The organism is Sulfitobacter indolifex (genome assembly GCF_022788655.1).
GTDB classification, from domain to species: Bacteria; Pseudomonadota; Alphaproteobacteria; order Rhodobacterales; family Rhodobacteraceae; genus Sulfitobacter; species Sulfitobacter indolifex.
The window spans coordinates 230872-246978 of the sequence record NZ_CP084952.1 but is presented as its reverse complement, the minus strand read 5'-3'; the positions used below and the strand labels follow the sequence as shown (position 1 = coordinate 246978).

At 52.6% G+C, this 16107-nt stretch carries 14 protein-coding genes; 6 read left to right on the top strand and 8 right to left on the bottom strand.

What is annotated here, in order from left to right; all coding sequences use genetic code 11:
* The first annotated feature begins 313 nt into the window (after window positions 1-313).
* The 4 genes from DSM14862_RS17145 (at window position 314) to DSM14862_RS17130 (ending at window position 4623) form a co-directional block, all read left to right on the top strand.
* Window positions 314-1321 (top strand): IS30 family transposase, encoded by a 1008-nt coding sequence (locus DSM14862_RS17145; protein WP_243254435.1) that lies wholly within the window; start codon window positions 314-316, stop codon window positions 1319-1321.
* A 193-nt stretch (window positions 1322-1514) separates the two neighbouring features.
* A complete protein-coding gene (locus DSM14862_RS17140; protein ID WP_113075777.1) occupies window positions 1515-2138 on the top strand; it encodes a GNAT family N-acetyltransferase in 624 nt (207 codons plus the stop codon).
* A gap of 651 nt (window positions 2139-2789) precedes the next feature.
* Window positions 2790-3317, top strand: coding sequence for a hypothetical protein (locus DSM14862_RS17135; protein ID WP_243254434.1), 528 nt, complete (start codon window positions 2790-2792; stop codon window positions 3315-3317).
* Between the two features lie 367 nt (window positions 3318-3684).
* A complete protein-coding gene (locus DSM14862_RS17130; protein ID WP_243254433.1) occupies window positions 3685-4623 on the top strand; it encodes a hypothetical protein in 939 nt (312 codons plus the stop codon).
* Window positions 4624-4671: 48 nt separating this feature from the next.
* On the opposite strand, the gene DSM14862_RS17125 is transcribed toward DSM14862_RS17130, so the two are convergent.
* The 8 genes from DSM14862_RS17125 to DSM14862_RS17090 form a co-directional block, all read right to left on the bottom strand.
* Window positions 4672-4869 (bottom strand): hypothetical protein, encoded by a 198-nt coding sequence (locus tag DSM14862_RS17125; RefSeq protein WP_243254432.1) that lies wholly within the window; start codon window positions 4867-4869, stop codon window positions 4672-4674.
* A gap of 228 nt (window positions 4870-5097) precedes the next feature.
* Window positions 5098-6021: a glycoside hydrolase family 26 protein gene (locus tag DSM14862_RS17120; RefSeq protein ID WP_007121577.1), complete on the bottom strand. Its 924-nt coding sequence runs from the start codon at window positions 6019-6021 to the stop codon at window positions 5098-5100.
* The gene (locus DSM14862_RS17115; RefSeq protein ID WP_243254430.1) at window positions 6018-7868 is read right to left on the bottom strand and encodes a glycosyltransferase family 2 protein; all 1851 of its coding nucleotides are present in this window, start codon (window positions 7866-7868) and stop codon (window positions 6018-6020) included. Before DSM14862_RS17115 ends, DSM14862_RS17120 begins: the two co-directional genes overlap by 4 nt.
* Window positions 7852-8856 carry a UDP-glucose 4-epimerase GalE gene (gene galE, locus DSM14862_RS17110; RefSeq protein WP_007121528.1) on the bottom strand — a complete coding sequence of 335 codons (1005 nt, stop codon included), beginning with the start codon at window positions 8854-8856 and terminating at the stop codon, window positions 7852-7854. Before galE ends, DSM14862_RS17115 begins: the two co-directional genes overlap by 17 nt.
* Window positions 8853-9884: a UDP-glucuronic acid decarboxylase family protein gene (locus DSM14862_RS17105; protein WP_243254429.1), complete on the bottom strand. Its 1032-nt coding sequence runs from the start codon at window positions 9882-9884 to the stop codon at window positions 8853-8855. The genes galE and DSM14862_RS17105 overlap by 4 nt, the downstream gene beginning before the upstream one ends.
* A gap of 205 nt (window positions 9885-10089) precedes the next feature.
* On the bottom strand, window positions 10090-10593 hold the full coding sequence (locus tag DSM14862_RS17100; protein ID WP_007121081.1) for a hypothetical protein: 504 nt from the start codon (window positions 10591-10593) through the stop codon (window positions 10090-10092).
* A complete protein-coding gene (locus tag DSM14862_RS17095; RefSeq protein WP_243254427.1) occupies window positions 10590-11354 on the bottom strand; it encodes a response regulator transcription factor in 765 nt (254 codons plus the stop codon). Before DSM14862_RS17095 ends, DSM14862_RS17100 begins: the two co-directional genes overlap by 4 nt.
* Window positions 11355-11703: 349 nt before the next feature.
* Complete coding sequence (locus DSM14862_RS17090) at window positions 11704-12039, bottom strand: hypothetical protein (protein WP_131541709.1); 336 nt, start codon at window positions 12037-12039, stop codon at window positions 11704-11706.
* Between DSM14862_RS17090 and DSM14862_RS17085 the strand changes: the two genes are divergently transcribed.
* Both DSM14862_RS17085 and DSM14862_RS17080 read left to right on the top strand, forming a co-directional pair.
* On the top strand, window positions 12030-13739 hold the full coding sequence (locus tag DSM14862_RS17085) for a hypothetical protein (protein ID WP_243254565.1): 1710 nt from the start codon (window positions 12030-12032) through the stop codon (window positions 13737-13739). The genes DSM14862_RS17090 and DSM14862_RS17085 overlap by 10 nt on opposite strands.
* A 145-nt stretch (window positions 13740-13884) precedes the next feature.
* Window positions 13885-15993, top strand: coding sequence for a hypothetical protein (locus DSM14862_RS17080; RefSeq protein WP_007121078.1), 2109 nt, complete (start codon window positions 13885-13887; stop codon window positions 15991-15993).
* The last annotated feature ends 114 nt before the right edge of the window (window positions 15994-16107 follow it).

Here is a 16107-nt window from a genome sequence, read left to right as displayed (position 1 = left end):
CCTTGTCAGGGTTCGGGAATTGATGGCGGTGCCTGGGTCGGCGTTCGCTGACCTGGTTGGGTTATTGAGCGGAGATCGAGGCGCAATGAAGCGGGCCTTTGGTCTGCGCAGGGGCGGCGTTTCGGGCGCTGATCCCCGCGCGGGGATGGCGGATATGGCGGTGTTGTGGGCTCGTTGGGGTTTGTTGTGCGGCTTTGTGGCGATAGTTAATATACCATAAGACTGATTATCGGCTAAACCTCTTTGTAGCGGGTGGATTCACAAATGAAGTGCGAATTCTGTATCAAAACAGAACCTTGCATGGAGTTGATCAATGGGACGCTGCTACCCTCACCTGAACCTCGAAGAACGCCGCAAGCTGGCCAAATGGCTTGATGCGAAGATACCAATCAAAGAGATCGCCGACAATTTGCGTCGCGCGCCCTCAACAATCTACCGCGAGATCAGGCGGAACTTCTATCATGACGAAGAACTGCCACAGCTGAACGGCTACCACGCAGTGAACGCGCAGGACAGATACGAACAACGCCGCGCGGTGCATCGTAAGTTGATTCGATATCCTGACATCATGGCGGCAGTCCGCGACGGACTTGATGCGGGTTGGTCGCCTGAGCAGATCGCGGGACGCATGCGGCAAGAGTGCCATCCCATGCGCGTCAGCCATGAGACGATCTATCGTTATGCTTACTCCAAAGATGGCCGTTCTGAGAAGTTCTATCGCCATTTACCAGAGCATCGCCGACGCCGCAGGCCACGCGGAACCCGCAGGCATCATGGGCGCAGATTTCTTGATGAATTTGCCATAGCCCATCGTCCCGAAGCGATAGCCGAACGTAGCCAGTTCGGGCATTGGGAGTGCGATCTGGTGATGTTCCGCAAGGAGTTTGGGAAAGCGAATGTGACTTCGTTGGTCGAACGCGTGAGCCGGTTCGCTGTCGTTTTAAAGAACCCAGATCGTCAGTCAAAGCCGGTAATGGAAGGCCTGATTGATAGCTTATCTCCCCTGCCCGCTGAAGCCCGTCGCAGCATCACATTTGATCGCGGCACAGAGTTCACTGCCTGGCGGCATTTGAAAGCTGGGCTTGGTGTCGACGCTTGGTTCTGCGACCCCAAATCGCCTTGGCAGAAGGGTACGGTCGAAAACACCAACAACCGTCTACGCCGCTACCTTCCGCGAAAGGCTGATCCCACGGTGTTCACAGATCGATATTTAAGGTCGATCTGCGACCGTCTCAACAATACGCCGCGCAAGTGTCTGGGGTATCAAACGCCCGCTGAAGTCTTCCGATTGAACCTGATGGAAAGGGTGACGTCACCCTGATAAACTGATCAAACAGAAATTGCGCTTCAACGTGAGTTCACAGCGGCGCGCGCTACCCTCAAGTGCGACTCTTGTTAGAAAACAGTAGTTTATGCTCACACCGGGGTTGGCCCATCGATCAAGGCCCTTGAACGAAAAACGAATTCGGACGAGCATGTCCGTCACTATGTGAACCGCTATTGGAATTCCGAGTATGATTGGAAAGCAGAGCAGCAGTTGCCCCACCGAGCCTATGACATTGGAGGCAGCAGAATTCCTTCAAGCTGAAAACGAACGACTGAACCACGAGTTGCGCGCGTTCGTCTCAGTGGCGCTGCAGCACGGCTTGCAGGACTATTGTGAAACCAGACACCCGGTGCTCACAGCCGATATCAGATCATCCCAGGATAAATCGCAAGTTGGGGCACGGAAGAAATATGCAGATGTTCTCGCACGGATAAACCAGGTTCCAGGCCTTCAAGGAGAGACCGGCCATACCGAAGACCGCACCTATTACCGCAATGCGCAAGACAATGTCGCCTATATCGAGCATTCGTTCAGAAACAGACGGTTCTTTCTCGGCGGTATTTGGGTGGCGCCACACCATCGAGAGAAGGGAATAGCACACACCATCCTGCGGGCACTTGTAAAAGCTTCGGATGCTGTGGACCTGAGCGTCGAGCTTGTCCACGAGCCGTTCGGCAACGAAGGCCTGCGGATGGACGACCTAGAAGCTTTTTACAATCGACACGGGTTCACCCGACAGCGTACCTCTGATGGTGGAATGGTTCGCTTCCCCCGATCCTCGCTTGATCTCTATCTAGGCGAACCTGGATGAGGACAAACAACCATTATTACGAGAGAGCTGAACACCTGATGACAAGCCTCCGTTTGGCACGAGCGCAAACCAATTTTGACCGTCTAGAAATTTGACCGCTCCTAAAGTATGACTGCGCTCTGGTTCGATAGTTCGACCTTTCAAACTACCTCAATTGCGGTTTTCTCAATAGTCTGGGAGATTAACCACTGATGCTCTCAGCTCATCAGGCTGCAATAGCCAGTTTCCCGGAAAATCCTGACAGGATGTTGGCGCGAGAATTGCTGGAGGGCGGCTTGCGACTCTCGGGCGAGTATACCATTGCCGGACCGGTTGGGATTGATTGGCTCGCTGCCTTCCGTTCGAAGGGCGGCACCGCCACGACAACGCGGCCAAGCCGATAGCATTTTGGGTTACCCACCGACAGCGCCTAGAGACCGACGTCCGATAGGTTTCTTAGAGGTAGAAAAATAGGTGACGGGGATAAGGCGTCTTTTGGGTGAATTTGACCTAAAACTCTTCTCGTTAACTACAGCTTCGGCAAGATAAACAGACTACGGACGAAGGTCTTGGGCCACTTGAGGGGAACTACATACGGGTCAGGGGGTTCTCAGAGTAGTACCTATTGCCGCAAGAATGGCTTGCTGCAGTATACTGACTGAGGAGTACAACATGTTTGTCCAGCTTAAGAAGATTGTCTTTGCAGCTAGCGTTAGCACTCTCGCACTGAGTGCGGTGGCATATGCCTCAGAGGATCTTCGTATTTCTAAGATCGATGTTGAAGCATCTGTTGATGCAGCCTCCGATAGCAACGCGTTGGATTTTTATCCCGACATTGAGGAAGATCTGCGCGAAGAATTGGCTCAGCGTGTGCCTTTAAGTAGCGATAGCGCTGATCCAGAAATTAGGATCGACATTCGCAAGATTTCTCTGAATGGTTCTACTATGCTACCCGAAAGCAGAGAATTCAATGAGCTAGAGGGTGTTGTTGATATCACTAGCCCGTCGGGGGAAAATGCAGGATTGAGCTTTCCTGTGAAAATATCGGCCTACGCCGGAGATACAATTCCTCCGGAAGGGTTTATCAACATGCTGCCTACAGAAACTGATTTTTATACCGCAATGGTAACGACTTTCGCAGATGTCGTGGTTGAGAATTTGGCCAACGTAAATACCTCTGGAAATAAAATTGATCCGTAAACTCGGTCATTGATTACTCTTTCGTTTGCTCTCCGATCACACGTCGAGTAATCGAGTAATAAAGATGGCGCGGGCTTCCTTCTCAGGCCCGCGTCTTGTAGTTTCTGGTGATCAAGACTCGATGAAACTTCCCACTTGGTTTGTGTCTATGGTTTTTAGGTGCCCTCATACATTCACGCATGACCGAAAGCCTTCTGGCCGGTGCGTCAGGTCAAATAAGTAAAGCAGCGCGCGAACATTCGCGAATGTCTAAAAGAGCCTATCAAAAAAACAGCTTTTAGGCTGGAGCACAGACCAGCGAGGCGCGCGCAGAGTGTGGCCTAGAGGGGCTGAGACCCATACTAGATACAAGGAATTTTTGCGAACCATGTCGAAGTCCCGCCCTGACAAATCGGTAATTCCAAACAATTTGAACTTTGAAAGGATCGAGCGAGAGGTCAACGAAGGAGGTGGTTTTTATCACGAGACTGAGCATCACGTTATCTCCTATACCCCAGGAAAGCGGCGGCTTCTTGTTAGTTTTGACAATCTGGCCTCCTTAAAATCAAAGCATCCTCGAAAGCCTTGGGGGCAGGACATCGCCCAGAAGAATGGATGGGGGTCGCTTGGGGTGATGACCAAGAAAAATGATTGGTTCCGTTCAACAGAACTCACCAACTACCTCTCAGAGTTACGTGCGCAGGGTTTATTTGAAAGCTACCCTGCAGTTTCCATGTACGGAGCTTCCATGGGGGGATATGCAGCCTGCTTATTTGCTCCTCTCGCTCCAGGATGTACTGTCGTCGCATTCGCTCCCCAGTCATCGCTTTCTGCTGAGGATGCGCCATTTGAAAAGCGCTATCGTTTTGCGCGCCGTAATTATGATTGGAACTCAACTGAGTGGCGCGATGCAGCACAGGGGATAAAAGCTGCAGGCAAAGCCTATTTGATTTATGATCCCACCATACCTGAGGATCTCATGCATGCGCAGCGCCTCACTGGGCCGCAGGTCTCTCAGCTGACTTGGCCAGGTCTGACACATAAGGTCCCTCCGACCCTAAGGCGGTTAGGCATTTTGGGACCTGTAGCCAAAGAAACATTGACTGCAACGATGACCCATAAACGGTTCCATGAGCTGATGCGTGTGAGGATGAGCACACCCGTTTATGTGTTCCGTCTCATGGAGCGTGCGAGCGCCAAGGGGCATTACCGGTTGGTAGAACAGGCCATCGCAGGCTTGCCCAAGGGCTTTGCCAATTGGAAAATCCGCCAACTGCGGCGAAGAAACGCGGAGAGTCTAAAAAGCTTAAGCGCTCCTCAGAAATGAGGGTCAGCGCCCTTGTTTAATCAGCCGCGTATCCTGATCCAGGAGCGTCTAGCGGCGATAGCATTTCGATTTTTGACCGAAACCTGCAGGGGTGCAAATATAGCCACCCGTACCGGATCCAGCGGACGCAGTTTTGGTTGTCTGCGCCATTGTCTGCTCGGCAAAACCAAAGCCGAAGATGACCGTTAACATCGCTGAAAATGCAAAAATACCGCGCCGGGACCGGCGTGCCAGGTTCTTGTTCACAACTGCTCTCCTCAAACTCGGGCAAGCCTTTCTGATGTTGGCTTGCCTCGATGACAGTGGAGCAACTATGCGAATACGGCGTTTACGGTCAAGGCACCCGTGCGTCTAGTCCATCCCTCAAATACTTGAGGTGGGCCATTTTACGGGTGCCAGATGAGCTTTCAGGTGGCTTAGGCTTTCACGGAAAATGCCACCAAGTCTCTATAAGAAGGGTGTTTCCTGAATCACTTAGCGAGCATCAGGCAGAACATGGGCGGTTTGCCGCCAGTTCGGATATCCAAAGCCGTCTGGCCATGGATAAACTTCCTTTTGCGCAAAATAGACCACCGCTTCGAGTTCGGGATAAGAGGCACTCATCGTTCGGATATCGGCGTTCCACTGGGCGACATGCTCAGCATCACCCGAAAATCCAAGCTCTGCGACCACGATAGGTTTGTTAAAGGTCACAGCACGCTCATACCGAGGACCGAAGATTCCCTCAAAGGTCTGTGCTTGGTCGAGTATTGCCTCTTCCCAGGGCTCGAAGCTGAACACGGAGAGCCCTACGACATCCACGACATCGTCACCGGGATAATAGTCTGCGAGGTTTTCATATCCGAGCGGGGACCACATGTAGCGTGCGGTTGGCGCATTGTTGCGGCAAATGGCGTTCATCCGGCGGAACGCGGAAATATAGTCTTCCGGGCGCCAATTAGACCAAATGAACTGACCACTGGGGTCTTCCATTTCCTGTGCCCAACGGATTGTCATCGGGATATCAAGCTGACCTAAGGCAGAGCAGACGTTCTGCATGGTGGCATCGTAGGTACCATTTTGGATGCCTTCGCGCAGAACTGTCGGGCTGTTGCGGTCGTCGCGCGACCATGTCCAAGGCTCAATTGTGACCAACAGAGTCCGGTTGCGTTCTTTTGCGTAGGTTTCTGCCTCGAACAAACTGGGCAGCAGCACATCTTCCCAAGGAAGGAACAGATGTTCAATCGACACCCCCTTCAAATCCGAAAAGTCGCCATTTGGGTCATAGACGCCAAACGGGAGGTCCCCCGGAGGGACGGATTGTGCGGACAATGTAGTTCCCAAGGCAAGAGCGCAAAGAAGCGATACGGCTCCAGGCGCAAATGTCCGCTTGGGGGTGAACATATGAAGGGGTTTCATTTTGTGCCTCCTTTCAGGGGGGCTGCATTGAGCCACTGCGACCACCAGTGGGGGTTATAGACCATGACATAAGGGGAGCTTTCACCGCCCTGCCCTGCGCCTGTCACAACATAGGTAGGTATGAAGATGCGGACTGTGCTGCGTGTTTCGGTAAGCGCGACTAGGCCTGCATGGCCCCGCTCTCCTGCTGCGATAACAATGCAGGCTGCCGATAATCCCACACAAGCAAATTGCGCGACGGTTCGTGGTTTCCATACTGCAGCGCCCAATTGGTTTTCGCTCAGATGTTTGACAACAATAACTACGAAGACCGTAATGTAGAGTGTAGCGTTAACGAGAGCGAAGATGTAAAAACCAGCAGCTTGCTCTGCCCGTTCCACCCATAGCACTGGGAAGAGGGAAAAAAGCGCCAAGACTAGGTAGGGGGATAGGACCTTCCATCCCAGCATCTGCACGTCCCGTTGGCCTTTTGGCGTCACGCGAAAGTCGACAAAGTTTCCTGTGAGCGTATCTCGCACTGCCATGAGGCTTCCCAAGATCACCCATGGCCACTGCACCAGTGCAAAGAGCATTTTTTCCCATCCCAGCACCTTGGCATCATGGGGTCGGAAGAACCCATCTGTCCGCATACATAAGACAAGGATGATCATGACAGCGATGGAGGGCCAAACATGAAGCAGAAATGCGGGGAAGGTAAGGTTAGCATAGCGCACGTCGAAAATGAGTGCGGCGATGGGCAATATGAACATCAGGGCCATGAAGCCGGCCAGCAGTGGATACCATAATTGGCAGAAAACAAACTGCAACTTACGGCCTGGTGACAGACCGGCAAGATAGCGCGGCGTATGCTGGAGCAGAATGGTCATTAGGCTTCGCGACCACTGAAACTCCTGCACGATCAGATCTGCCACCGTGGGGGGGCCTTCTCCCTCAGCAATAGCATCGATTGCATGCATACCTTTCCACCCTCCCGCGTTGAGGATCATGGAGGTTGAATGGTCTTCGGCCAGCTCAGGTCCGAGCCCTCCGACGGCATGCAGCGCCTTCGTTCGTACGGCATAATGGGAGCCAATACACATGGGCGCCCAGCCGTTTGCATATCCCGCCTGTACGACGCCGTGAAAGACGGCTTCTGTATGCAGCCGGCTCCTTGCGGCCCAACTGTTGGGCGCGTTGCGCGAACAGATGCTTGGTGCTGTGACATAGCCGACATCCGGATCTGCGAAGGGGCGAAGCATCTCGTGCAAATAGTCGGGCTCGGGCACATGGTCAGCGTCAAGCTGGGACACGATGTCATAGTGCTCATAGCCGTAGTGGTCGTAAAAATAGGCGAGGTTACCTTCTTTACACCGCGTCCGGCGGGGCCAGCTTTTGTTGTGATATGCTGCGACCCCTTTGCGCGTGGAGACATGAACATCATGCGCGTGGCACCAGTCTAGGGTCTCACGGTCAGGGTCTTCGTCAGCCAGCCAAGTATCATGGGCCACTGTTTGGGCCAGCATGGCCTTAAGCGTTGCCTTAACGACTTCAAAGGGTTCTGCCGGCGCTTTCGTAACCACCATGGCGACCCGGCATGGACCCAGCTCAGCAAGTGTGCCGGTCGTATGATGTGACCGCAAGAAAAGGTTAAGAAAATAGGCTTGGACAAAAAAGACCCAAGCGACACAAAGCGTGACCGGGACATAGAGGTACCAAGCGGTGGCGTGCTCTGACTGCAACCACCAGTGCCAAAAGAAGGCGACGGTGAGCAGCCATAGGCTGGCCAACAGAACATAGCGCCTTTTCACCTTCCCTTTCAGGAGAGGCTGGCGGAAAAGCTTCGGCTTGTGATCAGGCAGATTTTGCATTTTGTACCTTCAATAGGCCAAAACTGCGCGCCGCATCCGCTATGATGGTATGGATGTCGGAGTGGTTTGGCTCAAAGCCTAGAATTTCCCGGGCTTGGTTGATGTCGGCGATCAAACTGGGCGGATCCCCCTGGCGCCGAGGCGCTTTACGCACCTTTACTTCGGCGCCTGTCACCTCCTCGACCACCTGAATAATCTGCATGTTCGACACGCCTCTTCCACTGCCAAGGTTCAACACCAAGCTGCCGCCGAATTTTTCCAAATGTGCCAATGCCATAAGATGCCCACGCACCAGATCGCTCACATGGATGTAATCGCGCACACAGGTGCCGTCGGCTGTGTCGTAATCTGTCCCGAACAGAGCCAGCGGTTCCCCCTGCGGGCACGTGGCAGCGAGGGCCCGCGGTATAAGATGGGTTTCGGGGGAGTGTTCCTCGCACAGAGCGCCGCTTGGGTCCGCTCCGGCAGCGTTAAAATACCGCAGTATTGCAAAGTCCATGCCCGCCTGCCCTGCGGCATCGCGCAGTATGTTTTCGCAGATCAACTTGCTCTGTCCATAGGGGCTGATCGGACGTTGCGAGGTTGTTTCCGTAATAGGAATGGTTTGTGGGATGCCATAGGTGGCACAGCTGCTGGATAGGATGAAGTGGCGCACGCCGGCAGCTAAGCAGGCCTGAAGCAGAGAAATCATCCCGCAGACGTTGTTGTCGTAGTAGCTGATCGGGTCCTGCATCGAGTCCCCCACATAGGCTGAAGCGGCAAAATGCAGAACAGTTCTGGTTTTATGCTGCCATAGCGCGTGTGTGAGCTGTGTCGTATCGCGCAGATCTATATGGGCAAGCGGCCCCCATCGAACGGCGGCGCGATGACCGGTTACCAAGTTGTCGACAACCAATGGGGGGCGCCCCTCAACGCCAAGAGCATAGCAAGCGTGGCTGCCGATATAGCCTGCGCCGCCTGTCACGCATATGCCAGTCGAGGCGCTCATTCCGCGATCAGCGCAGGTTTCATCTGTCGCAGCTCAGTCTCAAAATAGGGCATTGTGTGGCGCAGCCCTTCAGCCAAAGAAATGCACGGCATCCAGTTCAGGTCCCTGTTGGCTTTTGTAATGTTGGGGCAACGTTGTCTGGGATCGTCTTGTGGCAGGTCCAAATAGTGTATGATGGGAGGAAGGCCGAGGATCTCAAGGATGCTATGGGCAAGGGCACCTATGGTGAATTCTTCTGGGTTGCCGAGGTTGTAGGGGCCAACCGCGCTGTCTGGTGCCGCCATCAAAGCCATAAGACCTGCGATCATGTCGGTAGCATAGCAAAATGACCGGGTTTGGCGGCCATCTCCGTAGATCGTAAGGGGCGCGCCGGACAGGGCTTGCACCATGAAGTTTGAGATGACCCGCCCATCGGCCGGGCACATCGCAGGGCCATAAGTGTTAAAGATCCGTGCGACCCGTATCCGAGCCCCCTTTGTCTTATAGTAGTCGTAAAACAGGGTTTCGGCGGCGCGCTTGCCTTCATCGTAACAGGCCCGAGGGCCCATCGTATTCACACAGCCCCTGTAGTCTTCCGATTGAGGGGAAGTTTCGGGATCGCCGTAGACCTCTGAGGTGGACGATTGCAAAATTTTCGCATCACAAGAAACCGCAAGTTCCAGAAGGTTTAGGGCGCCCCACATGTTGCTCTTGAGTGTATGAATGGGATCGATTTGGTACTTTTGTGGTGAGGCTGCGCAGGCAAGATTGTAGATTTCATCGACAGGGCCAATGTCTGGTAGGGGATTGATGATGTCATGCCGCATCAAGATGAAATTGGGATCACTGAGCAAGATCCCAATATTGGACATCCTGCCAGTTTCAAAGTTATCCATGCAAATGACGATATGTTCGTCATGCAAAAGCGTATGGCACAAATGGCTCCCGAGAAAGCCAGCGCCGCCTGCAACCAAAATGCGGCGGCGAGCATCGGTATTTCTAGATGTGCTGGCCCGATCTGAGTGCAATTTGGGTATGTGCAAATTCATAGGATTTCCTCCAGTATCAGACTATTAGCTCGGGCTGCGAAACGAAGGATGTCGATCGAGGCTGCGTCCCAACTGTGCTGGGACGAATGTGTAGCTCGCGACAATTCAGCGCCGACTATGTGTCTGTGATACTAGTTTAAAATCAAAATCTTACCTGTGAAGCTAACAATAGGGTTAGCCTGACCAAGCTTAAGCTTTGAGCCGGTCAGCGCGGGAAGTCGAACTGCTGAATAATTTTCCAGATCGCATGGTTGATAAGGGCCAACGCTTTGATGGCTGCTTCAATATCTTCGGCCGCAGCATCGTTGAGGGGGTGCGATTGCCCCATCTTCAGCGTGTCCTTGCGGTCGGCGATCCGCATCAGAATGGTGCGGGGATTGTCGCCATCCGCATCAAAAGCATAGATGCAGTGATTGTAGCGGTTGCGTAGCTTGGCTTGTCCCAAAATGCGGCCTGTGATGTCGAGAATCGCGGTTCTTTGATCTGATGGGACCCTGTCGAGCTTTGCCAGACGTTCAACAAGGTCGATCCGTGCGCGCGTGGTGTTTAAGGTCAAGAAGATGACAGTTGCCGTCTCTTTGTCCACTTCTGATAAGCCAGCAATGAAATGGATTAACAGGCTTTCGGTGTTGGTCCAGGTATAGTTGAGCTTGCCTACGAGCAGGAGAAAATCATCAAACTGCAGATGCCGGCCAGCATTCTCATTCATACTGACCTCATCTCTGTTCTGGATTTTTCCAAAAACCAAACGGCTGCTTCTGTACGGTTATTAACGCCAAGCTTAGATATTACGTGGTGGATGTGCAGCTTTACAGTATGCTCAGAGAGGCCCAGGCTATTGGCAATAACCTTGTTCTGCTTACCTTCAGCGACACAGGTCAGTACCTGCATCTCTCGGTTTGTTAGCTCGTCTTTGGCAACTTTAAGGGCGGGATCATGCAAGCTTAAGGAAGCTTGCACAGCGGGGTCGAGCAAAGATTTTGGCTTAGCGCAAATCTCTATCGTTTCTGGTATTTGGGTGTCTGCAGAGGTGTAAAGCTCTGAGGGAATGTAGTTTTCCCCGCAGATCAAAAGCTGCAGGAGGGTCAGCCAACGATCTACGTCTCGGTTCATTGGCAGGAAAGCTAAGTTGAGTGGGGGTTGGGTTGCCCTCATATCGTTCAGGATATCTCGGACCAGCTTCGGCTGTCGGTAAGATAAAGCTACGGTGGCATTGGAAAATTGCTCAAGCAAGACCGGAAGCGCAGTTTTTAAGCCAACAGCCATAGACTGATTTAAAATGATGCTTCGAACTCTATCGGGGCGACAGACTGTTAAATCGAGAAGGGATTCGACAGAAGGCAAACGACAAAAGGCTATATTTTCAAAGCTCGTTTGAGCCAATTTAAGCAATGTGTCCGAGAAGTCATGAGAGTTTCCTACAAAAAAACAGGAGACTTTATCAGAGCTAAAATGTTCATATTTGTGCATAGCATTGTCCCTAACTTTGGCTACAACGTTCTATGCCTGTCTGCCTCATCGCGTATATTTCGTGCTGTGATAAGTCAGCAATTTTTATTTGTTTTGTTAACAAAAGATGTTTTTAACGGGTAGAGATTCTACGCCTTTATGACTAGATAATAACACAAACGGCCCATTTTTTGCCATAATATTATCAAGAGCTCGCTCTTTCAACTTTAGGTGGTATTTTTTTACTTTCTTAGATCGAAAGGTGTAGACCTATAGATCAAAAAATAACGCAGGTCTTCCTATTTTGACTTTCGAGTTTTTAATTTTCTATACATTTCAATAAGTTAAGTGTCTTTGGCGCTACCTAGCCCTAATGGTCAGATAGGTTTTTCTGCCAATTTTCGAGATATTCAGGCTTGTCACCTTGTCGTGATGGCGTGCTCTGCAGCCGGAGTGCGTTGGCGGTTCTGAAGGTCTGGAGTTCCTCTTCTGGAGCTTCTCTCGTTCCCGTCATTTTGTAATCAAAGCAAATAAGGGAGGCGCTATTATCAATAAAACTCAAAAGAAAACTGCGCTCTAACAACCCCTGTTTGGGTGTTTTGCGCGCTTCAAACTTCAATCCAACAGAAACGCACAGCCTTATGGTCGCTTTTGAAATGAGCAGCGATCCGGCATGTGCCCCATAGGAGAAATACAATGCCATCATCTCGCACACCGATTTTTCACTTCGGAAATGGTGATCAAGAACAGGACCAGGATCAATTCCAGGGTCAAGGTCAGGCGCAACTTGAGCTACAAGCACAAGGTCAAGGCCAGCATTCCGATCAGGAACAAGATCAAACTTCAACGCAGGATCAGACATCTGAGAACTGGAATGGCAATGGGAATGGGAATGGCAACCTAAACGCCAATCTCGGTCTGAACGGAAACCACAATGGTAATCATTCCGACAACAAGATGACGAACGACAGCGACACGAGCAACACCAGCAATACCAATAACAATAGCTCGACCAGTAACAATAGCGCGACAACCAATAACACTGGTATGACCAACAACAGCAATACAACTGTTGGGGTCGAGGTTGGCATGAACATGGAAGGGTATATGCCCAACGATGACGACTTTGCTGACATCGACCTGAAAGATGCGTCGGCGAATGATTTCATCATGGCCAAGGGAGATATTGACTACAATCCAGGCAATGATCTTGACCTAGATGATATTCTCAATGACGCCCTGAATGGTGCGGGGAATGACGCGGGTACGGTCAATGCCCAGTCTAACAACCTCAATGACAACGACACTTTGAGCAACGTTAGCAACAGCGGTACGATCAACCAAGACAATGACTCAGCCGGCGGCACAGCAACTTCTGCCGACGGTATTGATGCAGGGGCTGCTGGTGGCAATAGTGGTCAAGGTGGCGCAGCAAACGGCGCTGGAGCCCTGGGTGGTCTCGGTATCGGAGGCGCGGCGACTGCCGGTGGTGGTCAAGGCGGAGCCGGCGGTGCGTCTTCCGCAGCCGGTGGTGCGGGTGCCGATGGTGGTGATGCTGCAGCTGTTGGTCTCGGACTGGGACTGGGTGGTGCAGATTCAGACGCTGACGCTGACGGCGGCGACGGCGATGCTGCAACCTCGATTGGCGCGGGCCTCGGTCTTGGATTGGCTGGTGCTGGCTCCGATGCTGACGGAGGTGACTCCGGTGATGCAGGCGGCATTGGCGTTGGCGTCGGCCTAGGAGGCGCTGGTGCAGATTCCAGCGATGCTGATGGCGGCTCCGCCGGAAGCCTCTTTGGTATTCCCATTGCCGGTGGCGGTAGCACTGGAGATTCGGATGCGGATGCATTCGGAGGCGGCATTGGTCTAGGCGTTGGTCATAGCGGGGACGGCGGCGACGCCGGTTCAATAGGCCTCGCCAACGGTGAAGGTACCGGTAACGGTGCCGGTGGGAATGCCAACGGTGGTGACGGTGGTGACGCAGGCGCATGGTCTGCGGCATTGAACAATGCTCAAGGCAATGGCGGCATGAACATTGCGGGAGCCGGTGACGGCGGTGATGGCTACGGTGGCCACTCCTGGGGTGGCGACACTGGTGATGCCTTCGGTGGTCAAGCAATCGTCGGTGGCGTTCAAGCCGGTGGCGGCACCGGTGGTGCTGGCGGTAACGCGTACAGCGGTGCTGGTGGTGCTGGTGGCAACGCAGGCCAATGGGGTTCAGGTAACGGTGACGACGGTTTCGTCAGCGGTGAATCCTTCGCCTCGGCTGCCTCGCAGATCGACACCACAGCCTTCAACATGTCGATCGTTCAGGGTGCCAACGTGCTTGGCAACACTGTCGATATGACCGTTGTCGGCGGCGGCTTCAGCTCCAGCTACATCGGCGACGATGGCGATGGGGCATAGGTTTAAATAACGGTTCCGGGGCTCAGCGTTCGCTGGGCCCCGGTTTTTTAATCTCAAGATGGTGGCTGCGCATTCCGTCATCTTGCCACGCTAGCAAGGAACCCAGTGTCGCAACTGTTTACATGGCAGAAATGGAACTGGCAGGATGTTAGACAAATTCACCGAAATTATTTCTCATCTGATTGGTATCTTCCATACCACTGTCGAAGCGGAAAGATTGCGCGACGCTTATGAAGACTTTAAGTATCAACAGCTTCACTCTGAACTGGATGACCTTGAGGCTTCACCTATCCATTTTGATTTGCGCTACACGCTCAAGGACTTTGATCCTGAGTTAAAATACACTCCACCTTCTTATGAAACCCCGTTCAAGATCTGGCAGGCAAATGCGGACCCGATCAATCTGCAAGATCCGTATGTTGCCGGGCAGATGAACGCCTTTCCTGAGCTCTATATCGAACAGGGGTACTCTTCCTTCTTCCCCGCAGCACGCCCTTTACTGGTCCTTGAGCCCCCAGGAAGCGTGGTCACGGTGAGCGTGCAAAGCGCTTGGATGGAAGATAATGATCTTCTTCGGATGAACAGTGTCTATGCCGAGTTCAAAGATCCGTCGGTATACATTGCCGCTTTGGCTGGTCTTCAGGAAGCTGCACAGTTCTTGGGTGTTTTAACAGTAGAAGCGACCTTGGATTTCAATGGCAGCGACGCTGCGTCCTTTATAACATTGCATGGTCTTATGGCGCAGACGGACGACACGTCTCGCCTTGGGGAAAAAGTGGTGGTGCTGCATGGATCGGAGGCCTACGGCATGTTCGTCGGGGGGGAGCCCGTCGACGCCCTGCCTTTGCTGGAAGACGTTATGCCTGAGCTTTTACAGGCCGATGATGATGCCGAGGATGAAGATAGCGGTACCTCATCGAATGTTCGCACAAGCGATCTCGATCTGCCCCCAGAAGTGAATACGCAAGCGCCAGATGATGGCGAGCGGATTCAAGATAAAGACCCGTTTGAGGGTTTAAATGCACCCTCCGGTGAAGCTGAATTCTTTGGCCTCGACGACGGCCACCAAGTGGTGACCGGCGGCAATATGATGCTCAATGAAGTGGTCATGAATGTCTCTTGGCTCGATGCTCCCGTTATATCTGTCATGGGAGATGTTGTAGAGTTGAACTTGATCAGCCAGGTCAATGTGCTCGCGGAACATGCCACTTTTAACGGTGTGATACAGGACAGTCTTTCAGCCACATTCAACATCGCGATGATGTCCTACACCTCCCAGTTTGCTGGCGCCGAGACCTCCGAAGGTGCGTCCGAAAATGCAGGTGAAAACAACGATGACATCTACACTGAATTGCCCAAGAACTGGGCGATTACGCGAATTGAAGGCGATGTGCTGACTGTAAACTGGGTGCAGCAATACAGCTTCATGACAGACAATGATCGCGCGGACGTGCAGATTTCTGGCGCCAATACCTACATCAGTCTGGGCGAGAACCTCATCGTCAACTTGGCCAGTCTTGCGGAGATCGGATACGGCTATGATCTCATCATGATCGGCGGCAATCTGATTACGGTCAACCAGATCAGTCAGATGAACGTGATGTTGGATTATGACAGCATCACCGCTGCAGGCGCCACCCCGTTCGGGATCTCAGTAAGTGGTAACTTGCTGTTTAATGGCGCCTCTATCTCCACGGTGGGCATCAATACTTACGGGGCGATGACCGAAAACTTCGCGGCCGCGGGCAAGGCTTTTGCAAATGGTGCGCAGACCATTGACCGTGATGTCGCCCACGACGGTGTATTTGCCGGCGATGACCTGCTGACCGTGCTTTATATTGCTGGTGATTTCAAAACCATCAACTGGGTCGAGCAGACCAATATTATGGGCGACAGTGATCAGGTTCATCTGGCCCTTGATGCCTTTACGGCGAAGACTGGCATGCTGGCAAAACTCCACACAGGGTCGAATGCCGAAATCAACTCTGCCGCGATAAACGTCTATGGTGCTGATTCCGAAGTGCGCGTGCAGGGTGATGTTTACAGCGACGCCTTGCTCTATCAGGCAGAATTTATTGATACGACTTCTAACCCCACTGGGGTCTACATGCCGGCGTTGGCAAATGAAGCGGTCCTATTTCTCGCCGATGGTATGATCACCAACCCCTCTCATTCATCGGACGATCCCGGCATCGTCCCAACCTCACCGGAAAGCATGGCATCCTCCGATCTGATGCAAACAATGCTGGCCTGATAGAGCAGAGCGCATATGAATTACCGCAATCCTTTTCCAGTCCTCCCCTTCTCTTCCAAAACTTTAAAAACAAATAGTCGTTCGCGCTATTCGGCTGCACTTCCTGCAGGGCAA